Annotated in this window: 15 protein-coding genes and 3 rRNA genes; 9 read left to right on the top strand and 9 right to left on the bottom strand. The window is 68.3% G+C overall.

Translation table 11 applies throughout. The features are described from left to right. Positions 1-23 precede the first annotated feature (23 nt). Positions 24-1,715 carry a SulP family inorganic anion transporter gene (locus OIU81_RS15160; protein WP_329147986.1) on the bottom strand — a complete coding sequence of 564 codons (1,692 nt, stop codon included), beginning with the start codon at positions 1,713-1,715 and terminating at the stop codon, positions 24-26. 235 nt (positions 1,716-1,950) lie between these two features. After that, the gene (locus OIU81_RS15155; protein WP_329147984.1) at positions 1,951-2,346 is read right to left on the bottom strand and encodes a hypothetical protein; all 396 of its coding nucleotides are present in this window, start codon (positions 2,344-2,346) and stop codon (positions 1,951-1,953) included. Between the two features lie 380 nt (positions 2,347-2,726). On the opposite strand from OIU81_RS15155, the gene OIU81_RS15150 reads away from it, so the two are divergent. The 3 genes from OIU81_RS15150 to proC all read left to right on the top strand — a co-directional run bounded on the left by OIU81_RS15150 (position 2,727) and on the right by proC (position 5,255). Beyond that, positions 2,727-3,530, top strand: a complete 804-nt coding sequence (locus tag OIU81_RS15150; RefSeq protein ID WP_329147982.1) for an ABC transporter ATP-binding protein — start codon at positions 2,727-2,729, stop codon at positions 3,528-3,530. Further along, a complete protein-coding gene (locus OIU81_RS15145) occupies positions 3,527-4,315 on the top strand; it encodes an ABC transporter permease (protein ID WP_329147979.1) in 789 nt (262 codons plus the stop codon). Before OIU81_RS15150 ends, OIU81_RS15145 begins: the two co-directional genes overlap by 4 nt. A gap of 130 nt (positions 4,316-4,445) precedes the next feature. Beyond that, the gene (proC, locus tag OIU81_RS15140) at positions 4,446-5,255 is read left to right on the top strand and encodes a pyrroline-5-carboxylate reductase (protein ID WP_329147976.1); all 810 of its coding nucleotides are present in this window, start codon (positions 4,446-4,448) and stop codon (positions 5,253-5,255) included. 77 nt (positions 5,256-5,332) lie between these two features. Here the strand turns inward: proC and trpS are convergent, their stop codons facing one another. Continuing rightward, entirely contained in the window at positions 5,333-6,340 is a 1,008-nt protein-coding gene (gene trpS, locus OIU81_RS15135; RefSeq protein ID WP_329147974.1) for a tryptophan--tRNA ligase, read from the bottom strand. Between the two features lie 938 nt (positions 6,341-7,278). On the opposite strand from trpS, the gene OIU81_RS15130 reads away from it, so the two are divergent. From OIU81_RS15130 to OIU81_RS15115, 4 genes are all read left to right on the top strand, one after another. Next, positions 7,279-8,807, top strand: a 16S ribosomal RNA gene (locus OIU81_RS15130). A 303-nt stretch (positions 8,808-9,110) separates the two neighbouring features. Further along, positions 9,111-12,229: ribosomal RNA gene (locus tag OIU81_RS15125) — 23S ribosomal RNA — on the top strand. A 74-nt stretch (positions 12,230-12,303) separates the two neighbouring features. Further along, positions 12,304-12,420, top strand: a 5S ribosomal RNA gene (rrf, locus tag OIU81_RS15120). Together the 16S, 23S and 5S rRNA genes form the textbook arrangement of a ribosomal RNA operon. Positions 12,421-12,540: 120 nt before the next feature. Next, the gene (locus tag OIU81_RS15115; protein WP_329147973.1) at positions 12,541-13,065 is read left to right on the top strand and encodes a GNAT family N-acetyltransferase; all 525 of its coding nucleotides are present in this window, start codon (positions 12,541-12,543) and stop codon (positions 13,063-13,065) included. A 31-nt stretch (positions 13,066-13,096) separates the two neighbouring features. Here the strand turns inward: OIU81_RS15115 and OIU81_RS15110 are convergent, their stop codons facing one another. The 6 genes from OIU81_RS15110 to OIU81_RS15085 all read right to left on the bottom strand — a co-directional run bounded on the left by OIU81_RS15110 (position 13,097) and on the right by OIU81_RS15085 (position 20,682). Further along, the gene (locus OIU81_RS15110) at positions 13,097-14,713 is read right to left on the bottom strand and encodes a type VI secretion protein (RefSeq protein WP_329147971.1); all 1,617 of its coding nucleotides are present in this window, start codon (positions 14,711-14,713) and stop codon (positions 13,097-13,099) included. Next, entirely contained in the window at positions 14,710-16,134 is a 1,425-nt protein-coding gene (locus OIU81_RS15105; RefSeq protein ID WP_329155166.1) for an ATP-binding protein, read from the bottom strand. Before OIU81_RS15105 ends, OIU81_RS15110 begins: the two co-directional genes overlap by 4 nt. Before the next feature lie 29 nt (positions 16,135-16,163). Continuing rightward, positions 16,164-17,726 carry an SCO6880 family protein gene (locus OIU81_RS15100; protein ID WP_329147969.1) on the bottom strand — a complete coding sequence of 521 codons (1,563 nt, stop codon included), beginning with the start codon at positions 17,724-17,726 and terminating at the stop codon, positions 16,164-16,166. Then, entirely contained in the window at positions 17,723-19,051 is a 1,329-nt protein-coding gene (locus tag OIU81_RS15095; protein ID WP_329147968.1) for a hypothetical protein, read from the bottom strand. Before OIU81_RS15095 ends, OIU81_RS15100 begins: the two co-directional genes overlap by 4 nt. Beyond that, positions 19,041-19,895, bottom strand: a complete 855-nt coding sequence (locus OIU81_RS15090; RefSeq protein WP_329147967.1) for a hypothetical protein — start codon at positions 19,893-19,895, stop codon at positions 19,041-19,043. Before OIU81_RS15090 ends, OIU81_RS15095 begins: the two co-directional genes overlap by 11 nt. A gap of 478 nt (positions 19,896-20,373) precedes the next feature. After that, positions 20,374-20,682, bottom strand: a complete 309-nt coding sequence (locus tag OIU81_RS15085; protein ID WP_189104173.1) for a hypothetical protein — start codon at positions 20,680-20,682, stop codon at positions 20,374-20,376. A 548-nt stretch (positions 20,683-21,230) separates the two neighbouring features. On the opposite strand from OIU81_RS15085, the gene OIU81_RS15080 reads away from it, so the two are divergent. Both OIU81_RS15080 and OIU81_RS15075 read left to right on the top strand, forming a co-directional pair. After that, positions 21,231-22,235 carry a C40 family peptidase gene (locus tag OIU81_RS15080; protein ID WP_329147965.1) on the top strand — a complete coding sequence of 335 codons (1,005 nt, stop codon included), beginning with the start codon at positions 21,231-21,233 and terminating at the stop codon, positions 22,233-22,235. Between the two features lie 205 nt (positions 22,236-22,440). Continuing rightward, on the top strand, positions 22,441-23,166 hold the full coding sequence (locus OIU81_RS15075; protein ID WP_329147963.1) for a phosphatase PAP2 family protein: 726 nt from the start codon (positions 22,441-22,443) through the stop codon (positions 23,164-23,166). The last annotated feature ends 31 nt before the right edge of the window (positions 23,167-23,197 follow it).

The following is a 23,197-nucleotide window of genomic DNA, read 5'->3' as shown; positions in this document are numbered from 1 at the left end:
CGTCGGTCCCTCATGCGCCCGTGTCACGGGGTGCTGGACGGTGCTTTCCGCCGGGTGGACCCGTCCGGTCCGCGCCGGTGCTCCGCCCAGCTGCCGAGGGCGGCCGCACAGGCACGGTCGAGGTGCCGCAGCCCGGACAGGTCCAGCTCGATCTCCCGGTCCTCGGGCAGCGCCGCCAGCTGGTCGAGCAGCTTCGGCAGCCGCAGGAAGGTGGCGTTGCCGACGGCCCGGACGAGGAGCGGACGCCGGGGGAGCGGGGTGGCCGTGGTGCCGCGGCCGGGTGCCCCAAGGGCGGGCGCGCCGGAGCCGGTTGGGCGGTGGCCCGCGGCGTCCCGGCCCGCGGCGTCCCGGCCTATGGCGTCCTGGCCCTTCGTTGCGCGGCCCGGCCCGCCGTCGCCCACCGCGGGCTCGCTCCGCTCCACGATCTCCAGGTGGACGTGCGAGGTCTCCCACGCCGACTTGGCCACCGCCATCAGCAGCCCCAGCAGCACCCCCTCGAACATGTTCGTGGCCACGATCGCCACCGCCGTCGCGGCCAGCACCACGGCCTCGCCCCGGTGCTCGCGCCACAGCGGATGCCACTGCTTCACCGGGATCAACTTGCCGCCCGCATGGACCAGTACGCCCGCCAGCGCCGCGATCGGCACCACGCCCAGCGCCGCCGGAAACGCCGCCGCGAAGACCAGCAGCCACACCCCGTGCAGCACCCGCGAGGCCTTCGTCCGCGCCCCGGCGTGCACATTCGCGGCGCTGCGGACGATCACCGCGGTCATCGGCAGCGCACCGAGCAGCCCGCACACCGTGTTGCCGGCGCCCTGCGCCATCAGCTCCTTGTCGTAATCGGTCCGCGGCCCGTCGTGCAGCCGGTCCACCGCGGCCGCGCTGAACAGCGACTCCGCCGACGCGATCAGGGCGAACGCCAGCACGGTGCCCAGCGCCCCGGCCAGCGCCCCCGCCTCCGCCAGCCGGGCGAAATCCGCACCGCCCGGCGGCTGGACGACATCCAGCAGGCCCGCCACCTCGACCCGGGCCACCGGCAGATCCAGCACGACCACCACGGCCGTCGCCAGCGCCACCGCCACCAGCGGCGCCGGCAGCACCCGCGCCGCCGGCCGCCACTTGGGCCACAGCACCAGCAGCACGACGGTGCCCGCGCCCACGGCCAGCGCCGTCAGCGCCGGACCGGAGGAGAGGGTGTCCTCCGCGAGATTCGGCAGCCCGCCCAGATTCGCCGGCCCGTTGCCCGGCGCCTTGGCATCCGCCAGGGCGTACAACTGCCCGGCGATCAGCACCAGTCCGATGCCCGCGAGCATCCCCTGGACCACCGCCACGGAAATGGCCCGGAACCAGCGGCCCAGCCGCAGCGCCCCCATGACCAGCTGCAACACCCCGGCGAGCAGCACCAGCGCGCCCAGCGCGCCGAGCCCGTACTCCCGCACGGCCTCGTAGACCAGCACGGTCAGCCCGGCGGCCGGGCCGCTGACCTGCAGACTGCTGCCGGGCAGCAGCCCGGTCAGCAGCCCGCCGACGATCCCGGTGACCAGCCCCAGTTCGGCGGGCACCCCGGACGCGACGGCCACCCCGACACACAGCGGGACGGCGACGAGAAAGACGACGAGCGAGGCGGTGACATCGGCGCGCCCGCGCGCCAGCGTCCGGCGCGACGGTATGGAGGGCAGGGACGGGCGGAGCCGGGCAACACGGAACCTACGCATGAGCATGCCTCCAGTGAGTGCGGGATACGGCGGCGCGCGCGGGCACCGGGTACGCACGAGAACGCACCGGGACACACGAGCGGAACGCGACGCGGCAGCGGGCCGGCGACCACCGGCCCGAAGGCCGCGGTCACTCGCCGCAACGCCGTGTCATGCGGCGCACGCCAGGAAAGGGATGACGGCTGGATCCGTCGGGTGCGCGGGCCGGGGGAGGCCCTGGGGCGGCTCTCGGCTCTCAGCAGCGGAAGACGAGGTGCCGGACCGGCAGTTCGCCCGATCTCGAGACGGGAACGGCCCGCCGGCCGGTGAGCGGGACGGTCCGGCTCAGCCCGCCCTCGGCGTGTACCGGACCGGCACTCGACACGGTCGTGCGCGGGGGGACCGGCGCGGAGACGGTGGCCGTGGAGCGTCCGCCATGGCGCGTCCGGCAGCGGTCACCACCGGACTCCTGGTGCTCGGAGGTGTCCGACGCCCACTGCGCGTCATCCGGGGAATCACCGCGGGCGGCGCTCTTCGCGGTCACCGGCCCGCTCGCCCCGTACGCGCCACCGGCGACCGCCGGCAGGGCCAGCACAAGGGCGACGACGAGCAACAGGAGCCGGCCGAGACGGCCGGCCCGGGTCTTCGCCATGTCGCCCCTTTCGGCGCGGCGGGACAGGTCACCCCATTGTGTCCAAGCGAACACGCAGCGCCGCACCTCGGTATGTAACCACCCTGTGAACGCGGAGTTATCGGACAGGAATGGCTGGTTCCGTTCGCTCCGGCGCCCACACATGCCCACGCCGCCCCGCAATGCGCTGCCCCCGCGCTCCCATCCGCCCGCCCCGCGGCCCCGCACGGCCCAGCCGCCACCCGAGCCCCTTCCGGAGCCCCGTCGCGCCGCCCGGCCTCCCCCTCGCCCTCCCCCTCTCTCCGAGCATCTCCCCGGGTCTCTCCCCGGGTCTCTCCCCGGCCGCATTTCCCCTGCCCACCCGCTTGACGCCCCACCCCGCCGGGAGCACTATTCATCACATGATGAATTATGGCCGCGACCCCGCCGTCCACGCCCAGGACCTCACCGCCGTCCGAGGCGGCCGCACCGTCCTCGACGCCCTCCGCTTCGACGTGCCCCGCGGCCGCATCACCGGCCTCCTCGGCCCCTCCGGCTGCGGCAAATCCACCCTGATGCGCGCCATCGTCGGCACCCAGGCCAAGGTCACCGGCACCCTCGACGTCCTCGGCCGGCCCGCGGGCGACCCCCGGCTGCGCCCCCGCATCGGCTACGTCATCCAGGACCCGTCCGTCTACGACGACCTCACCGTCCGGCAGAACCTCGACTACTTCGCCGCCGTCCTCCACCCCGGCCGGGCCGCCCGCACCCTGCGCCGCGAGAGCGTCACGCGCGCCATCGAGGACGTCGATCTCACCCGCCACGCCGATGCCCTCGCCGGCAACCTCTCCGGCGGCCAGCGCAGCCGGGTCTCCCTCGCGGTCGCCCTGCTCGGCGCCCCCGAACTCCTGGTCCTCGACGAGCCCACCGTCGGGCTCGACCCCGTCCTCCGCCGCGACCTGTGGAACCTCTTCCACACCCTCGCCGCCGACCGCGGCACCACGCTCCTGGTCTCCTCCCATGTCATGGACGAGGCCGAGCGCTGCCACCGGCTGCTCCTGATGCGCGAGGGCCGCATCCTGGCCGAGGGCGCACCCGACGCCCTCCGGGAGCGCACCGGCTCCGCCACCGTCGAGGCCGCCTTCCTCCACCTGGTCGACGAGGCCGGAGCCACCGGCCGGCCCCCGGAAGCGGCCCGCACCACCCTCGAGGAGTCCGCGCGATGACCACCGCACCCTTCCCCGCCGGCGCACCGCACCCCGCCCCCGCGCCCTGGTCCCCGTCCCGCACCCTGGCCACCGCCGCCCGGGTCCTGCGCCAGCTGCGCCACGACCCGCGCACCATCGCGCTGATGCTGGTCGTCCCCTGCGTGATGATCGCCCTGCTGCGCTACGTCTTCGACGCCCGCCCGCAGACCTTCGACGGCATCGGCGCCTCGCTCCTCGGCATCTTCCCGATGATCACGATGTTCCTGGTGACCTCCATCGCCACCCTGCGCGAACGCACCTCCGGCACCCTGGAACGCCTGCTCGCCATGCCCCTCGGCAAGGCCGACCTGATCAGCGGCTACGCCCTCGCCTTCGGCCTGCTCGCCGTCCTGCAGTCCGCCCTCGCCACCGGCCTGTCCGTCTGGGTGCTGGGCCTGGACGTCATCGGCTCTCCCTGGCTGCTGCTCCTGGTGGCCGTCCTCGACGCCCTGCTCGGCACCGCCCTCGGCCTGTTCGTCTCCGCCTTCGCCGCCTCCGAATTCCAGGCCGTCCAGTTCATGCCCGCCGTCCTGATGCCCCAGCTGCTGCTCTGCGGCCTGTTCACCCCGCGCGACACCATGCAGCCCGCACTCAGAGCCCTCTCCGACGTCCTCCCGATGTCCTACGCCGTCGATGGGATGAACGAGGTCCTCCGGCACCCCGACATCACCGGCGACTTCGTCCGCGACGCCGTCATCGTCACCGGCTGCGCCCTCCTCGTCCTCGCCCTCGGCGCCGCCACCCTGCGCCGTCGCACGGCCTGACGCCGTCCCGGCCCTCGGAACGCGGCCGCGCCGCACACCCGCCAGGTGCGAGGATGACGACGTAACCGACCGCGCAACGGGCCGGCCCTCGGGCCACCGCCCGGGCACCACCGGCGAGGTGAACCGCAGCATGACCCAGAAGGTCGCCGTACTCGGCACCGGAAAAATCGGCGAAGCCCTGCTCAGCGGCATGATCCGGGGCGGCTGGGCGCCGTCCGACCTGCTGGTCACGGCCCGCCGCCCGGAGCGCGCCGAACAGCTGCGCGCCCGCTACGGCGTCGAAGCGGTCAGCAACCCCGAGGCCGCCAAGGCCGCCGACACCCTCATCCTCACCGTCAAGCCCCAGGACATGGGCACCCTCGTGGCGGAGCTGACCCCGCACCTCCCCGCCGACCGCCTGGTCATCAGCGGCGCCGCCGGCGTTCCCACCGCCTACTTCGAGGAACGCCTGGCCGCCGGCACCCCGGTCGTACGGGTCATGACGAACACCCCCGCTCTCGTCGACGAGGCGATGTCCGTCATCTCCGCCGGCACCCACGCCACCGGCGCCCACCTCACCCGCGCCGAGGAAATCTTCTCCGGCGTCGGCAAGACCCTGCGCGTCCCGGAGTCCCAGCAGGACGCCTGCACCGCGCTCTCCGGCTCCGGCCCGGCGTACTTCTACTTCCTCGTCGAGGCCATGACCGACGCGGGCATCCTCCTCGGCCTGCCCCGCGACAAGGCCCACGACCTCATCGTCCAGGCCGCCATCGGCGCCGCGGTGATGCTCCGCGACAGCGGCGAACACCCCGTCACCCTCCGCGAGAACGTCACCTCCCCGGCGGGCACCACCATCAACGCCATCCGCGAACTGGAGAACCACGGCGTCCGCGCCGCCCTCATCGCCGCTTTGGAAGCCGCCCGCGACCGCAGCCGCGAACTGGCCTCCGGCAACGGCTGACCCACGGCGGGAGCCGCGAATACGGCTCCCGCCCGGACGTTCTCTCCCACAGAGGGTTCTCTCCCCTCATACGGTCCCTAGGCCGACAGCCCGACCGCCCGGTAGGCCGCGTCCACCCGCGGCCGGGCCAGTCCCCGCGCCCGTTCCGCGCCGGCCCGCAACACCTCATCGACATACGCGGGGTCGGCGGCCAGCTCCGCATGCCGCTTGCGCACCGGCCGCAGCACCTCCACCACGGCCTCCGCCACATCCTTCTTCAACGCGCCGTACGAGGTGTACCCCTCGGCCAGCCGCGCCGGCTCCCCACCCCCGCACGCGGCCAGCACATCCAGCAGGTTCGCCACTCCCGGCCGCTCGTCCCGCGCGTAGACGACCTCGCTCGCCGTATCCGTCACGGCCCGCAGCACCTTCTTGCGCACCGCCTCCGGCTCGTCCAGCAGATAGACGGTCCCGGCCGTCCTGGCGTGCGACTTCCCCATCTTCGACGTCGGGTCCTGCAGATCCATCACCCGCGCCGCCACCGCCGGATACGTCGCCTTCGGCACCACGAACGTCGCCCCGTACCGCTGGTTGAACCGCACCGCCAGATCCCGCGTCAGCTCCAGATGCTGTGCCTGATCCGCGCCGACCGGCACCTCATGCGTCCCGTACGCCAGGATGTCCGCCGCCATCAGCGCCGGATACGTCAGCAGCGACAGCCGCACGCTCCCGCCCCGCGCCTCCTCCCGCGCCGCCTTCTCCTTGTACTGGACCATGCGCCGCATCTCACCGTCGGTGGCCGTGCACTCCATCAGATACGACAGCCGCACATGCTCGTGCACCTGGCTCTGCACGAACAGGGTGCACCGCGCCGGATCCAGCCCCGCCGCCAACAGCAGCGTCGCCGCCTGCCGGGTGAGCCGCCGCACCCGCGCCGGATCGTGCTCCACGGTCAGCGCGTGCAGATCCACCACACAGAAGAGGGCATCCGCCCGGTGCTGGTCCTCCTCGACCCACCGCCACATCGCCCCGAGGTAGTTCCCCAGCGTCAGATGCCCCGTCGGCTGCACTCCACTGAAGATCCGTGCTCGCTCCGCCATCGCCATCGCGTCCGTCCTTGTCTTTCGCACCCTTGCCGGGTGCTTCGGGACCGCCTGCCTCACCGGCCGGCTGCGAGAGGGAGAAACGCGAACGGCCGCCGAAGCGGCGGCCGTGGTCATGCATGCGCTGTGGTCCGGCCGCCGTCAGGCGAGCCACCACTGCTGTACGAGCGCATGCGGAGTCATGGGCCCAAAGTACCCCGCCAACCCGGCCCTGGCACGGGTTTGAAGCACCTGACCCCCTCGTGTAGTGTTCTCCGAGTTGCCACGGAGCCGACAGGTACCAGCAGCCATCCCGCCGCCTCGCGGCACACCACTACTGCACGGCCCCTCAACGGGACTTATTTCGGCATGCCGAAATTCGAACCGTGACGTGATTATGCGTCAGCGAGGAATTCCGCTAAAGTAGTGAACACGCCGAAAGGCGCGGCAGCTCAAATAGCCGCTCCACGGCAACCCTCCTCCGACGGGGAATCGGAAACGAATTCGGACCGGCAACGGAACGAAAACGGATCTGATAGAGTCGGAAAGGCCGAAAAGCGAAAGCCAAACGGCCGAGCCCGCTCCAACAGGGCGCCGGACACGGAAACGGATCTGGTAAGGTTGGAAACGCGAAGAAGCCGAAAGGCGGAAACGCACCGGCGAAAATCGGGCCCGCAAGGATCTGATAGAGTCGGAAACGCAAGACCGAAGGGAAGCGCCCGGAGAGCCTGGTGAAACAGGCACAAAGGAAGCGTCCGTTCCTTGAGAACTCAACAGCGTGCCAAAAGTCAACGCCAGATATGTTGATACCCCGTCCACCTCGGTGGATGAGGTTCCTTTGAAAGTCCATCGGCGCCCATGTGGTGCGGATGGCACACACAGCGAGGACGCTGTGAACGACCGGACCTATTCCGTCTAGTCGTTCCGCTCTCGTGTGTGTTTCACTCGATTACGAGTAAACATTCACGGAGAGTTTGATCCTGGCTCAGGACGAACGCTGGCGGCGTGCTTAACACATGCAAGTCGAACGATGAACCTCCTTCGGGAGGGGATTAGTGGCGAACGGGTGAGTAACACGTGGGCAATCTGCCCTTCACTCTGGGACAAGCCCTGGAAACGGGGTCTAATACCGGATATGACACACGACCGCATGGTCTGTGTGTGGAAAGCTCCGGCGGTGAAGGATGAGCCCGCGGCCTATCAGCTTGTTGGTGGGGTGATGGCCTACCAAGGCGACGACGGGTAGCCGGCCTGAGAGGGCGACCGGCCACACTGGGACTGAGACACGGCCCAGACTCCTACGGGAGGCAGCAGTGGGGAATATTGCACAATGGGCGAAAGCCTGATGCAGCGACGCCGCGTGAGGGATGACGGCCTTCGGGTTGTAAACCTCTTTCAGCAGGGAAGAAGCGAGAGTGACGGTACCTGCAGAAGAAGCGCCGGCTAACTACGTGCCAGCAGCCGCGGTAATACGTAGGGCGCAAGCGTTGTCCGGAATTATTGGGCGTAAAGAGCTCGTAGGCGGCTTGTCACGTCGGATGTGAAAGCCCGGGGCTTAACCCCGGGTCTGCATTCGATACGGGCAGGCTAGAGTTCGGTAGGGGAGATCGGAATTCCTGGTGTAGCGGTGAAATGCGCAGATATCAGGAGGAACACCGGTGGCGAAGGCGGATCTCTGGGCCGATACTGACGCTGAGGAGCGAAAGCGTGGGGAGCGAACAGGATTAGATACCCTGGTAGTCCACGCCGTAAACGTTGGGAACTAGGTGTGGGCGACATTCCACGTCGTCCGTGCCGCAGCTAACGCATTAAGTTCCCCGCCTGGGGAGTACGGCCGCAAGGCTAAAACTCAAAGGAATTGACGGGGGCCCGCACAAGCAGCGGAGCATGTGGCTTAATTCGACGCAACGCGAAGAACCTTACCAAGGCTTGACATACACCGGAAACGTCTGGAGACAGGCGCCCCCTTGTGGTCGGTGTACAGGTGGTGCATGGCTGTCGTCAGCTCGTGTCGTGAGATGTTGGGTTAAGTCCCGCAACGAGCGCAACCCTTGTTCTGTGTTGCCAGCATGCCCTTCGGGGTGATGGGGACTCACAGGAGACTGCCGGGGTCAACTCGGAGGAAGGTGGGGACGACGTCAAGTCATCATGCCCCTTATGTCTTGGGCTGCACACGTGCTACAATGGCCGGTACAATGAGCTGCGATACCGCGAGGTGGAGCGAATCTCAAAAAGCCGGTCTCAGTTCGGATTGGGGTCTGCAACTCGACCCCATGAAGTCGGAGTTGCTAGTAATCGCAGATCAGCATTGCTGCGGTGAATACGTTCCCGGGCCTTGTACACACCGCCCGTCACGTCACGAAAGTCGGTAACACCCGAAGCCGGTGGCCCAACCCCTTGTGGGAGGGAATCGTCGAAGGTGGGACTGGCGATTGGGACGAAGTCGTAACAAGGTAGCCGTACCGGAAGGTGCGGCTGGATCACCTCCTTTCTAAGGAGCACTTCTTACTCGGACTTGTCCGGGTCAGAGGCCAGTACATCAGCGAATGTCTGATGCTGGTTGCTCATGGGTGGAACGTTGACTATTCGGCACACTTGATGGGTTGTCACTAGTACTGCTTCGGCGTGGAACGTGGGGACTGATCGGGTGGGCCGGGCGCGCTGTTGGGTATCTGAGGGTACGGACTGTTGTCTGGACCTTCGCGATGCCGGCCCCAGTGAACTCAGCCTTCGGGTTGGGGTGGTGGGTGGCTGGTCGTTGCTTGAGAACTGCACAGTGGACGCGAGCATCTGTGGCCAAGTTTTTAAGGGCGCACGGTGGATGCCTTGGCACCAGGAACCGATGAAGGACGTGGGAGGCCACGATAGGCCCCGGGGAGCTGTCAACCAAGCTTTGATCCGGGGGTGTCCGAATGGGGAAACCCGGCAGTCGTCATGGGCTGTCACCCGCTGCTGAACACATAGGCAGTGTGGAGGGAACGCGGGGAAGTGAAACATCTCAGTACCCGCAGGAAGAGAAAACAACCGTGATTCCGGGAGTAGTGGCGAGCGAAACCGGATGAGGCCAAACCAGTCACGTGTGATACCCGGCAGGGGTTGCGTGGTTGGGGTTGTGGGAGTTCTCTTTTGCAGTCTGCCGGCTGTGAGACGAGTCAGAAACCGTTGATGTAGGCGAAGGACATGCGAAAGGTCCGGCGTAGAGGGTAAGACCCCCGTAGCTGAAACATTAACGGCTCGTTTGAGAACCACCCAAGTAGCACGGGGCCCGAGAAATCCCGTGTGAATCTGGCGGGACCACCCGTTAAGCCTAAATATTCCCTGGTGACCGATAGCGGATAGTACCGTGAGGGAATGGTGAAAAGTACCGCGGGAGCGGAGTGAAATAGTACCTGAAACCGTGTGCCTACAAGCCGTGGGAGCGTCGCACAGAGACTTGTCTCTGTGTCGTGACTGCGTGCCTTTTGAAGAATGAGCCTGCGAGTTTGCGGTATGTTGCGAGGTTAACCCGTGTGGGGAAGCCGTAGCGAAAGCGAGTCCGAATAGGGCGTTGAGTAGCGTGCCCAAGACCCGAAGCGGAGTGATCTAGCCATGGGCAGGTTGAAGCGGAGGTAAGACTTCGTGGAGGACCGAACCCACCAGGGTTGAAAACCTGGGGGATGACCTGTGGTTAGGGGTGAAAGGCCAATCAAACTCCGTGATAGCTGGTTCTCCCCGAAATGCATTTAGGTGCAGCGTCGTGTGTTTCTTGCCGGAGGTAGAGCACTGGATAGGCGATGGGCCCTACCGGGTTACTGACCTTAGCCAAACTCCGAATGCCGGTAAGTGAGAGCGCGGCAGTGAGACTGTGGGGGATAAGCTCCATGGTCGAGAGGGAAACAGCCCAGAGCATCGACTAAGGCCCCTAAGCGTGTGCTAAGTGGGAAAGGATGTGGAGTCGCAGAGACAACCAGGAGGTTGGCTTAGAAGCAGCCACCCTTGAAAGAGTGCGTAATAGCTCACTGGTCAAGTGATTCCGCGCCGACAATGTAGCGGGGCTCAAGCACACCGCCGAAGTCGTGTCATTGCAACATGTGGACCAACGTCCGTTGTGATGGGTAGGGGAGCGTCGTGTGCCGGGTGAAGCAGCCGTGGAAACGAGTTGTGGACGGTTCACGAGTGAGAATGCAGGCATGAGTAGCGATACACACGTGGGAAACGTGTGCGCCGATTGACTAAGGGTTCCTGGGTCAAGCTGATCTGCCCAGGGTAAGTCGGGACCTAAGGCGAGGCCGACAGGCGTAGTCGATGGACAACCGGTTGATATTCCGGTACCCGCTTTGAAACGCCCAGTATCGAATCCATTAATGCTAAGGCCGTGAAGCCGGCCTGGAGTCTTCGGACAAAGGGACGTGGTGGAGCCGCCGATCCAAGGTGGTAGTAGGTAAGCGATGGGGTGACGCAGGAAGGTAGTCCAGCCCGGGCGGTGGTTGTCCCGGGGTAAGGGTGTAGGGCGCTGTCTAGGCAAATCCGGACAGCATGTGCCTGAGACCTGATGCCGAGCCGATTGTGGTGAAGTGGATGATCCTATGCTGTCGAGAAAAGCCTCTAGCGAGTTTCATGGCGGCCCGTACCCTAAACCGACTCAGGTGGTCAGGTAGAGAATACCGAGGCGTTCGGGTGAACTATGGTTAAGGAACTCGGCAAAATGCCCCCGTAACTTCGGGAGAAGGGGGGCCATTGCTGGTGATCACTTTTGCAGTGTGAGCTGGTGGTGGCCGCAGAGACCAGCGAGAAGCGACTGTTTACTAAAAACACAGGTCCGTGCGAAGCCGTAAGGCGATGTATACGGACTGACGCCTGCCCGGTGCTGGAACGTTAAGGGGACCGGTTAGTCATGATTCGTCATGGCGAAGCTGAGAACTTAAGCGCCAGTAAACGGCGGTGGTAACTATAACCATCCTAAGGTAGCGAAATTCCTTGTCGGGTAAGTTCCGACCTGCACGAATGGCGTAACGACTTCTCGACTGTCTCAACCATAGGCCCGGTGAAATTGCATTACGAGTAAAGATGCTCGTTTCGCGCAGCAGGACGGAAAGACCCCGGGACCTTTACTATAGCTTGATATTGGTGTTCGGTTCGGCTTGTGTAGGATAGGTGGGAGACTTTGAAGCGGCCACGCCAGTGGTTGTGGAGTCATTGTTGAAATACCACTCTGGTCGTGCTGGATGTCTAACCTGGGTCCGTGATCCGGATCAGGGACAGTGTCTGGTGGGTAGTTTAACTGGGGCGGTTGCCTCCTAAAGAGTAACGGAGGCGCCCAAAGGTTCCCTCAGCCTGGTTGGTAATCAGGTGTTGAGTGTAAGTGCACAAGGGAGCTTGACTGTGAGACTGACGGGTCGAGCAGGTACGAAAGTAGGGACTAGTGATCCGGCGGTGGCTTGTGGAAGCGCCGTCGCTCAACGGATAAAAGGTACCCCGGGGATAACAGGCTGATCTTCCCCAAGAGTCCATATCGACGGGATGGTTTGGCACCTCGATGTCGGCTCGTCGCATCCTGGGGCTGGAGTCGGTCCCAAGGGTTGGGCTGTTCGCCCATTAAAGCGGTACGCGAGCTGGGTTTAGAACGTCGTGAGACAGTTCGGTCCCTATCCGCTGTGCGCGTAGGAGTCTTGAGAAGGGCTGTCCCTAGTACGAGAGGACCGGGACGGACGAACCTCTGGTGTGCCAGTTGTCCTGCCAAGGGCATGGCTGGTTGGCTACGTTCGGAAAGGATAACCGCTGAAAGCATCTAAGCGGGAAGCCTGCTTCGAGATGAGGGCTCCCACCCCCTTGAGGGGTTAAGGCTCCCAGTAGACGACTGGGTTGATAGGCCAGATATGGAAGCACCGTAAGGTGTGGAGTTGACTGGTACTAATAGGCCGAGGGCTTGTCCTCAGTTGCTCGCGTCCACTGTGTAGGTTCTGAAGTAATGACCTGTGTCCATGCCGGGTTGGTTAACTTCATAGTGTTTCGGTGGTCATAGCGTTAGGGAAACGCCCGGTTACATTTCGAACCCGGAAGCTAAGCCTTTCAGCGCCGATGGTACTGCAGGGGGGACCCTGTGGGAGAGTAGGACGCCGCCGAACAATCATTGTGGGAAAGCCCCGCACCTTATGGTGCGGGGCTTTTCTGCGTTCCGGGACACCCCTCCTTCCCGGGGCTGAATTCTCTGGCCTGGGGGGCGGGGTGCTGGGATCCTGTGCGTCATGGCGTATGTGATCAGGCCTGTGAAGGCGGCGGAGTGGCAGCGGCTCAGGGAACTGCGGCTGGCGGCCCTGGCGGATCCGGTGGCCCGGGTGGCGTTCAACGAGACTCTGGAGGAGGCCGCCGGCCGGCCCGACGAGCTCTGGCAACGCCGGGCGGCGTACAGCGAAAAGGGCGTCGCGCCGCTGACGTTCATCGGGGAAGCCGCGGACGGCCGGTGGGGCGGCATGGTGGTGGTCCTGGTCGAAACGGACCAGGAGGTGCCGCAGACGCATCTCGTGGGGGTGTATGTGCGGCCCGAGCACCGGGGGACCGGGCTGGCGCGGGAGTTGTTCCGGGCGGCGCTCGGATGGTCGTGGGAACTCACCGAGCCGGTGGTCGAACGGGTACGGCTGTGGGTGCACGAGGAGAACGGGCGGGCCGAGGCGTTCTACCGGGCGCTGGGGTTCGTGGAGACGGGGCGGACCGACGCCGATCCGAAGGATCCTGCCGCACGGGAGCGGGAGATGGTGCTGAAGAGGGAGTAGCGCGGTGCGGCCGTCACCGTGGCGGCGGGTGTCAGGCCGTCAGGGAGTGGTGGGGCCAGCGGGCGCGGGCCTGTTCCTGGGAGCGCATCGTCGCCAGCGTCAGCAGGCCGCTCTTGGGGCCCGTGGAGAGGAGACCGGGCAGCGCGGGCAACGGGGCGAGGGCCGCGATGTCGTCCAGGACGAGGGTGAGTGGTGGGTCGAGCCGACCGTCAGATGACCGTTCGGCCATGCGGCGGCCGTGCTCGACCACGCTCGAGAGGAGTGCGGTGAGCAGTGGCATCGCACCCGGGTCGGTACGCGGATCCTCGATGGGATCGCCTACCACGTAAAGCGTTCCCCCCTCGTCGATAAATGATTCGAGAAGCGCCGAATCTGCTCGAAGTGGATTGCAGGCGTCCCGGATGTGGATCGATGAGAGCGCGGTCAGGGCGCGGCCGGCCAACTGCTGGGCGGCTTCACGGCGTTCGGCGTATGCGGTGAGCACGGACTCCAGCTCGCCGGCCTGGCCGCCGGAGGCCTTCGGGCTGGTCCGCAGGATGCGTACGGGCTCCTGTGCGGCGCCGGCGGCATGGGCCCAGCGGTGCAGCTGGCGGAACGGGCGGCCATCGATCGCGGCGGCGTGCAGCCAGCAGCGCAGCAGGGTCTGGGCGGCGTCCGCGACGGCCGAGTCCGAGGCGGCGGAGGGACGTACGGGAGCCAGCAGGGCGGCGGCACGGGCGGTGGCGGTGGCGAGGTCCGTACAGCCGGAGGTCGGCGACCAGCGCAGCCGGGCCGGGGTGTCGAGGCGGTGCGTCGGATCGTAGGTCAGCAGGGGGCCGAGTTTGGCGCGGGCGTCCTTGGTCTCGGACCAGAGGGCGGGATCCGTGGTGGCGACGATCAGCGGGCCCGGGGCGGCGGTGGCGGCGGCGAGGGTGGTGGCGAGGGAGGCGCCGCGGGCGGCGGAGAACTGGAGGCGGGGGAGGGCGGGTTCGTCCGTGTCGCCGGGGTGCGGGGCCGCGGTGGCCGGGGCCGGGGGTGAGGTGCGCTGTTCCGGGAGCGGGCCGGTGGGCGTGGCCCCGGCGGGCGGGGGAGGCGGTGTGACCGGGACGGCCGGTGCGGGCCGCGGGTCCTCGCCGGGCGCCGTGGGGGCGGTGCGGGCCGTCTCCTGGAGGGCTTCCCGGGCCTGCCACGCCTCCCGTTCCGCCTGGTGGGCCGGCGGCCGCGGTGCGTACGCCGCGTGGTCCGGTGCCGTGAGCGGCCGGGGCGTCGCCCGGCGGGCCGTCCGTACGGCGCGATAGCGGGTGACCGTCCCCAGCGTGAAGATCGTCAGGACCAGCAGCACCATCAGCTCGCCGATGAGGATGCCCCAGAACAGGCCGTAGCCGGAGAGCTGGCCCTTCGGGGTGTCGGGCCAGGCGGCGGCCATGTCGTGCGGTGCGGAGACGAGATGACGCAGCGCCATCGGGGTGCCGGGGTAGGTGACGCCCGTGGGCCAGGCGCCGTGGGCGAACACGCCGGCCAGGCCCGTCGCGCTCCACACCAGCACGGTCAGACCCAGCAGGAACACGAGCAGCCCGACCAGCAGGGAGTCGGGGATGCCGCGCCCCCGGGGGCCGGGCGCGTCGCGGTAGCCGGCGGCGCCCCGTTCGTCGTCGTATCCGCGCCTCACGCCACCGTCTCGCTCGACTCGTCTCTCCACTGCCGCTCCATCGCCATGGCCTCGGCGCGTGCCTCGGCCTCGGCGTCCGCGGCCGCCTGGAGGGCGCGCGCCTCGTCCGTCGGCATCGCGGAGGACTCGGTCATCGCCCGGTCGGTGTAGACCAGCGGGCGTTCGGCCTCGGTGATGAGGTGTTTGACGACCTGGACGTTGCCGTTGACGTCCCAGACGGCGATGCCGGGGGTGAGGGTCGGGATGATCTCGACGGCCCAGCGCGGCAGGCCGAGCACCCGCCCCGTGGCCCGTGCCTCGTCGGCCTTCTGGGCGTAGATCGTGCGGGTGGAGGCCATCTTGAGGATCGCCGCGGCCTCGCGCGCGGCGGCGCCGTCGACCACATCGCTGAGGTGGTGGACGACGGCCACGAATGACAGGCCGAGCCGCCGGCCGAACTTCAGCAGCCGCTGGAAGAGCTGGGCCACGAACGGGGAGTTGATGATGTGCCAGGCCTCTTCCACGAGGAAGATGCGCTTCTTGCGGTCGGGGCGGATCCAGGTGTGCTCCAGCCAAACGCCGACGATCGCCATCAGGATCGGCATCGCGATGGAGTTGCGGTCGATGTGCGAGAGGTCGAAGACGATGAGGGGGGCGTCGAGGTCGATGCCTGCCGACGTCGGCCCGTCGAACATGCCGCGCAGGTCACCGTCGACAAGCCGGTCGAGGACCAGCGCGACGTCCAGACCCCAGGCCCGGACATCGTCTATGTCGACATTCATCGCCTCCGCCGACTCCGGTTCAGGATGCCGCAGTTGCTCGACGATGTCGGTCAGGACGGGCTGCCGGTCGGTGATGGTTTCGATCACGTAGGCGTGCGCGACCTTGAGGGCGAAGCCGGAGCGTTCGTCCAAGCCATGGCCCATCGCGACCTCGATGATCGTGCGCAGCAGGGCCAGCTGGCCGGTGGTGGTGATCGACGGGTCGAGGGGGTTGAGTCGGATGCCGCCGTTGAGGGCGGCGGTCGGGTCCAGGCGGATGGGGGTTATGCCCAGCTCCTGGGCGATGAGGTTCCACTCGCCGACGCCGTCTTCGCCCTGCGCGTCCAGCACGACGACCTGCCGGTCGCGGAACCGCAGCTGCCGCAGGACGTAGGTCTTCTCCAGCGCGGACTTGCCGTTGCCGGATTCGCCGAGGACCAGCCAGTGCGGGGCGGGCAGCTGCTGCCCGTACAGCTGGAAGGGGTCGTAGATGTATCCCTTGCCGCTGTAGACCTCACGGCCGATGATCACGCCGGAGTCACCGAGACCGGGGGCCGCGGTGGGCAGATAGACCGCCTGGGCCTGGCCGGTGGAGGTGCGTACGGGCAGCCGGGTCGTCTCCACCTTCCCGAACAGGAAACTGGTGAACGCGTCGGTGAGCGCTCCGAGCGGATCGAGCATGGCCATGACGTACGCGCCTCCCAGCGGCTTTAGCGGCGGATCCCGGTCGCGAACGGCAGGGTGTTGACGAACGCCCGGTGGTGCTCGCGGTCGCACCACTCCAGCTTGAGGTAGGACTTGCCGGCCGAGGCGCGGATGGTGCGCTTGTCGCGGGCGAGCGCCTCGGGTGAGCGGGAGGAGACCGTGATGTAGCCGACGAGGTTGACGCCGGCGGCGCCGGAGGCCAGGTCCTCGCCGCGCTGGTCCACGCGGCCGTGGTGGGCGACGTCCCGCGGGTCGACGACGCGGTTCATCTTGGCGGCGCGGCTGGCCTCGGCGTCGTCGTTGGTCTTCTCCGTCAGCATCCGCTCGATGGCGACCTCGGTGGGCTCCAGGTCCATGCAGACCGCGACCGTACGGATCACGTCCGGGGTGTGCACCAGGAGGGGCGCGAGGAAGTTGACGCCCACCGGGGTCAGCGGCCACTCCTTGACCCAGGCGGTGGCGTGGCACCACGGCGCGCGGGTCGTCGACTCCCGCGTCTTGGCCTGCAGATAGGTCGGTTCCATCGCGTCGAGCTCGGCCGGCCAGGTGTTGCGCTTGCTCATCGCCTGGATGTGGTCGATGGGGTGGTCCGGGTCGTACATGGAGTGCACGAGGGAGGCGAGCCGGGCCTGGCCCAGCGGCTGGCGCACCCGGATGTCGGCCTCGGCGAGCCGGGCGCAGATGTCGGTCAGCTCACGGGCCATCACGACCGCGAGGCCGGCGTCCCGGTCCAGCTTCTTGCGCAGCAGCCCGCCCTGGTGCATCCGGGCGGCGCGCGCCATGGTCTGCGCCTCGGCGGCCAGCTCACGGGTGTAGTGCATACAGGCGACGAGGTAGGCGCGGTGCTGCTCGGAGGAGGTGGAGACCATCGACTGGAGCTGGTCGTAGGACTCCTGCAGCCAGGCCGGGGAGGAGCGGTCGCCGCGCTGGGAGACGTCCTTGGCGTGTGCGTCCGGGTCGGCGGGCAGGGTGCGGGCGAGCATCTGCAGTCGGGTCACATACCCGTCGCCGTTGGCCACGTGCTTCAGCAGCGTCCCGAAGCGGTCGACCAGGGCCTCCTGGTCCTCGCTGTCCCGCAGGCCGACGCCCGGGCCCTCGATCTCGATGGCGGCGGTGACCGTACGGCGGTCGGCGTGCAGCAGGACGGCGATCTCGTCCGGCCCGAAGGGGGCGGACAGCCAGTTGATCCGGCCGATGCCGGGCGGCGGGCCGATCTCGATCTCCCGGCCGTCCAGCCGGATGCCGGCCTCGGCGACGCCGGAGCGGTACGTGGCGCCGCGGCGGACCGTACGGCGGAAGCTGCGCCGGATCTCGAACCACTTGTAGAACGTCCGGCCCTTGTACGGCACATAGACGAGGGCGAGCCCCAGCATCGGGAAGCCGGTGAGGGACACGATCCGCAGCGGCAGCACGGGCACCAGCAGACCGCACATCATGCCGAGGAACGCACCCACGATGATCAGCGCGATCTCACCGGTCTCGCGGTTCTTGCCGACGATCGCGTTGGGCCGGGCGCGGCCGATCAGATAGGTGCGACGTGGCGTGATCGGGTGGGACTGTGTGCTCAACGCCCCTCACCTCCTGCTGTCCTGCCGGTGCGGGAGCTGCTGCTCGGGCCGGAGTGCGGGTTCGTACGGGGCGCGGGGGTGGCGGGTGCGGAGCCGCGGCCGCCGCCGGTGCGGGAGCTGTGCGCGGCGACGCCGCCGGCCACCGCGTCGGCCGGACGGGACTGGCCGCCCTGCGCGCCCTGCGAGGCTCCGCCGCCCTCCCCGCCGGACCGGCGGGAGCTGTGGGTCTTGATGCCCTGGGAGACCAGCGCGGCCGGCGAGGAGATCATCGCGGCGGCCTGGCTGCCGTCGGTGGCCCGGCCCTTGTGCGTACGGGCCGAGATCATCTCGTCGCCGAAGCCGGGGACGAAGCGGTAGATCACGGCGCTGGCGAAGATGGCGAGGATGATGATCGCGAGGCCGGAGACGACGGCGGAGAAGGCGTTCGGGCCCTTGTCGTGGGAGAGCGCACCGGCGATACCGAGGACGATCACGATGACCGGCTTCACCATGATCACCGCGATCATGATGCCGGCCCAGCGGCGCACATGGCCCCACATGTTCTTGTCGACCAGGCCCGCGTAGACGACCGTGCCGAGCAGCGCCCCGACGTACAGCAGCGCGGCCCGGATCACCAGCTCCAGCCACAGCACACCGGCGGCGAGGACGGACACCAGCGACACCACGATCAGCATGATCGGTCCGCCGCCGATGTCGGTGCCCTTGGTGAGCGCCTGCGAGAACGCGCCGAAGAAGGTGTCGGTCTGTGCCCCTGTCCCCTTCGCGATGATCTCGGTGACGCCGTCGGTCGCCGACACGATCGTGTAGAGGATGAGCGGGGTGAAGGCGGAGGCGAGCACCGTGAGCCAGAGGAATCCGACGGCTTCACCGATCGCCTCGGTCAGCCGCACCCCGCGCACGGCGCGCTTGGCGACGGCCAGCAGCCACAGCACGAGGGTGAGGATGGTGGAGGCGGCGAAGACGACGGCGTACTGCCGCAGGAAGGCCGCATTGGTGAAGTCCACGTGGGAGGTGGACTGCACCGCGTCCGACAGCTTGCTGACGATCCATGAGGCGGCTTTGGCGAACCCCTTGGCGAGGGAGCTGAGGGGGTCGAGGGGGTTGTCGTCGGTGAGGCCGCCGGGCTGCTTGGGGGCACCGGAGCCGGCTTTGTCACCGGATTGGCAGTAGGCCTTGGCGGGGCCGCGGACGAGGTCACAGGGGTCGCTGCTCGGCGTCGGGTCCGGCGCTGCGAAAGCGCGGGAGGCCAGGAGCACAGCGTTCGTCTGGACGACCGTCACCAACGCGGCCAGGGAGAGGGCTCGGCGACGGCTGTTAGCGGGCATAGGTGAACCCTCCGAACCCTTGCACGGCCTTGGTCATATCCCCTGCCGACGCGGCAGCCTGGTCTCTGCCGACCGGAGCGGGACCGTCCTTCTGCGTGAAGTCGGTGACCTTCCAGTCCCCGCCCATCCACTTCAGGTCGAACGTGTTCGTGTACCAGCTCTCCGATACGGGGTTCTTGGACTGTGCGCCGGCCAGGCCGAAGAGGGCGGAATACCAGACCGAGACCTTGGCGGTGTCGCCCTTGAGTGATTCGGTCTTTGTGCCGACCGGGTTCGCGCGCGAAACGAACGTCATGCCGCTGGGGGCGGTGCCGTCCGGCTTGAGACCGATCCGGCCGAGGAAGGCGGGGTCGGAGTACACCTTGTCGAGGGCGCTCCTGCGTGCCGCTGCCACGGATGGCGCATAGACGGCGTCGGCGATCTCGCGCCTTCTGGCGGCCTTGTACATACCGTCGCTGGTGAGCGCCACCGCATAATTCGCCGCCGCCGACTCCGCCCCCTGCTCCGTCTTGGCGAAGCCCTTCGCGATGTCGCCGTTCTTGCCGGTGACCGGCTTGGTGCCGGTGGGGGCGGTGGGCTGGGCGGCGCCGGTGTCCTTGGGGGAGTCGGTCGAGGGGGATTCGCTGTTGCCGCTTCCGCCGCGGTTGGCGAAGGCGATGGCCGCGAGCAGCAGGACGACCACGCCGACGATCGTGATGAGGTTGCGGCTGGACAGGCCGGTGCGGGAGCGCCGTGCCGAGCCGTAGCCGTCACCGTCGTTGTCGGGAAGTCTGGTCCGTGTCTGGCCCGTCTCGGGACCGCGGTGGCTGTCGCCGCCGTAGCCGCCGTCGTCGCTGAGACTCATCGCGCCTGTGCCCCCTCTGCCGCCGTCGCCGTGCGTGCCGTGGTGTTGCCGCCCTCATATGACCGTAGCCGCGCGCGCGGCGACTCGGGTGCTGTGGTTCGAGTACATCTCACCGTGACGGGTCCTCAGATGCGGTACGGCGGAGGCGAATGGGGGACTCTGGGGCATTTGCGCCCCTTGCCCGCCCCACGGTCGCGACCGCCTTCTTGTGCCGTCCCGCTCCCGGATGCACCTGTCCCCGGGCAGCGGCCGGCCCCGTCGGTCCGCTGGTGGCAGGGGCGGCGGAGGGGCGGGGCGGTGGCGTCGGGCCGGCGTGAGTGGGCGTCAGCATGTGGCCTCGGCAGGGAAGGGGGATCCGGTGGGGGTGAGTGGGGGCACGGGGAGGCGGAGAGAGGACGGGCGGGGGCGCATGGGGGGCGGCGCGGGGACGGGCGCGTGTCAGGGTGTGCCGACGGGGGTTGCCCGGGCTTCGGCGTGCCTAGACCGCCATGCCGTAGACGATGGTGAACAGCGTCCCCAGGGAGCCGATGATGAAGACGCCGGTCAGGCCGGCCACGATCAGGCCCTTGCCCTGTTCGGCGCTGAAGGTGTCGCGCAGCGCGGTGGCGCCGATGCGCTGCTTGGCGGCGCCCCAGATCGCGATGCCGAGGCACAGCAGGATCGCTACCGCCATGACCACCTCGATCATCACGCGGGCCTCGTTGCCCAGGGTCCCGAACGGCCCCCAGTCCGGGGCGATTCCGCCGATGATGGTGGTGATGTCGCCTTTGTCGGCCGCAATGAACATGTGTGAACTCACCGCCCCTTGATGGGTAGTTGTGCGCCTGGCCGGCGCGGTACAGGTCAGCCTCTATCTTCGCCGACAAACGAGCCGTCAGCTGTCGACTTGGCGCCTTTCTTTGACGGATCCCGTGGGAGTGGCGTGTATGTGCGGGCGCACGCCATCCATTGAACCGACTAGTCTCACTGTGTGTATCACGGTGGATAACCCTGAGCAATGATCATCGGAAGCGTCGGTGGCCGGTCCGGCGCGCCGTGCGGGGCTGGTCCGTTCGTGTGGCGGCCGCGGACGGGGCAGGCCGTCTCGGGGCTCGGTCGCAGTGTCCCCCATCCGGCGGTGTTCCGGGTGCGTCAGCGCGCGCACTCGCCCTTCCGGCGGTGTGCCCCCGTGCCGCCCCGTGCCGCCCCGTGCCGCCCCCGTGTCGTCCCCGTGCCGCCCTTGTGCCGCCCCCTGCGCCGCGTCGTGCGCTGTCGTGCGGCACCTCACGGCGCGGGGCGCGCGGGTGCGGCCGGAAAAAGGCAGTGAACCGCGGCTGGATGAGGGAGGGTTGGGGGGTGCGGAAATTCTGGGTGGCCGGTGGGCTCGGGGCAGGGCTGATGCTCTGTCTGCTCGGGCTGCTCGTGATTGCCACGTTCACGGTGGCGGCCGGGCTCGGCGGGGCCGCCGGACGGGCCCTGGGGCTGGCGAAGGGCGCGGTGCCGGCCGCGTACCAGCCGCAGGTGCAGAGGTGGGGCACGCTCTGTTCGGCGATAACCCCCGCGCTGCTGGCGGCGCAGCTCTACCAGGAGAGCGGATGGAACCCCAAGGCGCAGAGCGCGGCCGCCGCGCAGGGGCTGGCGCAGTTCATCCCGGGGACGTGGCAGACGCACGGCGTCGACGGGAACGGCGACGGCCGCAAGGACGTGTGGGACCCGCAGGACGCGATCGCGTCGGCGGCCTCGTACGACTGCGAGCTGGCGCGCTATGTGAAGGATGCCTCGGGCGATCCCACGCACAACATGCTCGCGGCGTACAACGCCGGTGCCTACCGGGTGATCCAGTACAACGGGGTGCCGCCGTACCGCGAGACCCAGAACTATGTGAAGACGATCACGACCCTGGCGAAGAGCTTCGAGGCGCGGACCGGGCCGGTGGCGCCGTCGCGGCAGGCCGCCGGAGCCATCTACTTCGCCCAGGAGAAGCTCGGTACGCGCTATCTGTGGGGCGGTACGGGGACCGCGGCGCAGGGCGGCCGGTTCGACTGCTCCGGGCTGACCCAGGCCGCGTACCACTCGGTGGGCATCGAGCTGCCGCGGGTGGCGAACGACCAGTGGAACGCCGGGCCGCATCCGAAGCGGGACGAGCTGCTCCCGGGCGACCTGGTGTTCTTCGCCTACAACCTGAACGACCCGCGCTCGATCCACCATGTGGGGATGTACGTCGGCGGCGGCTACATGATCAACGCGCCGTACACGGGGGCCGTGATCCGGTTCGACAAGATCGACTCGCCGGACTACATCGGCGCGACCCGCGTCACCTCGGATGGCGCAAAAGCACTGCCAGGCACGAACCCTGCGTGAACATAAGGCCCTGAACTGCAGTGATGAATCAAGCTTCGATAACGTCCTGGTGATCTTCCGGTAGAGAAGGGAACGCCAGGGTCGGACATCGCGTTTCCTTGGCGTGGGGACGTAGCAGAAATCGCAGCAGCACCCGCTCGACGACCACGGGGGCAGGCAGCACACGAAGGCGCTCGCGCGCGCGAAAGATAAGGGGCCGCGGCAGATGGCTGGACTCGCACTCGAGGGGCCGAATCCCGACGTCGACGTGCTCGACGGCGTCAACGGCCTCGCGAAGGACGCCCCCCACTGGGTCAACAAGGCGATGGAGTACATCGGCGAGTACGGCCTCATCGCCGCGCTCGCGGTGCTGTGTCTGGTCGCCTGGTGGTCCGCGCGCCGCCGGCCCGGTGCGCCGTCCGCTGTCGCGGGGCTGGTCTGGGCGCCGCTGGCCGCGGGTATCGCGCTGCTGGCCAATATCCCGATCCGGGCGTTCGTCGAGCGGCCGCGGCCGTTCAAGGACCACCCCGGCCTGGAAGTGCTGATCCCCGGCAAGAGCGACTTCTCGTTCGTCAGCGACCACGCGACGCTCACCATGGCGGTCGGTGTCGGCCTGTTCGTCGCGCACCGCAAGTACGGCCTGATCGGGATCGGGCTGGCGCTCGCCGAGGGCTTCTGCCGCGTCTACATGGGCGTCCATTACCCGACCGATGTGATCGGCGGCTTCGCCCTGGGCACCGCCGTCGCGCTGCTGCTCGCGCCGCTCGCGCAGGCGCTCCTGGTGCCGCTGATGACGGCGATCGGCAGGTCGAAGCTGGCGTGGCTGGTGCGGGCGCCGGGCGTCGAGGGCGCGGACGGGGACGGCTCGCCCCCCGAGGGCAGCCGGGTGGTGGCCGCGGGCTCGGGGATGCAGCCCGGTCACAAGGAGCGGGACAAGGATCTGGCGGCCTGACGGTCGCGGCCGGCGGGCGCTGCCGCCTGAC

Source organism: Streptomyces sp. NBC_01454, from assembly GCF_036227565.1.
GTDB lineage: Bacteria > Actinomycetota > Actinomycetes > Streptomycetales > Streptomycetaceae > Streptomyces.
This window is presented reverse-complemented; position numbering and strand designations above follow the sequence as displayed.

Coding starts and splice junctions, on each gene's coding strand:
- OIU81_RS15160 (WP_329147986.1), bottom strand. CDS start 1,715: ATGCGTAGGTTCCGTGTTGCCCGGCTCCGCCCGTCCCTGCCCTCCATA.
- OIU81_RS15155 (WP_329147984.1), bottom strand. CDS start 2,346: ATGGCGAAGACCCGGGCCGGCCGTCTCGGCCGGCTCCTGTTGCTCGTC.
- OIU81_RS15150 (WP_329147982.1), top strand. CDS start 2,727: ATGATGAATTATGGCCGCGACCCCGCCGTCCACGCCCAGGACCTCACC.
- OIU81_RS15145 (WP_329147979.1), top strand. CDS start 3,527: ATGACCACCGCACCCTTCCCCGCCGGCGCACCGCACCCCGCCCCCGCG.
- proC (WP_329147976.1), top strand. CDS start 4,446: ATGACCCAGAAGGTCGCCGTACTCGGCACCGGAAAAATCGGCGAAGCC.
- trpS (WP_329147974.1), bottom strand. CDS start 6,340: ATGGCGATGGCGGAGCGAGCACGGATCTTCAGTGGAGTGCAGCCGACG.
- OIU81_RS15115 (WP_329147973.1), top strand. CDS start 12,541: ATGGCGTATGTGATCAGGCCTGTGAAGGCGGCGGAGTGGCAGCGGCTC.
- OIU81_RS15105 (WP_329155166.1), bottom strand. CDS start 16,134: ATGCTCGATCCGCTCGGAGCGCTCACCGACGCGTTCACCAGTTTCCTG.
- OIU81_RS15095 (WP_329147968.1), bottom strand. CDS start 19,051: ATGCCCGCTAACAGCCGTCGCCGAGCCCTCTCCCTGGCCGCGTTGGTG.
- OIU81_RS15090 (WP_329147967.1), bottom strand. CDS start 19,895: ATGAGTCTCAGCGACGACGGCGGCTACGGCGGCGACAGCCACCGCGGT.
- OIU81_RS15085 (WP_189104173.1), bottom strand. CDS start 20,682: ATGTTCATTGCGGCCGACAAAGGCGACATCACCACCATCATCGGCGGA.
- OIU81_RS15075 (WP_329147963.1), top strand. CDS start 22,441: ATGGCTGGACTCGCACTCGAGGGGCCGAATCCCGACGTCGACGTGCTC.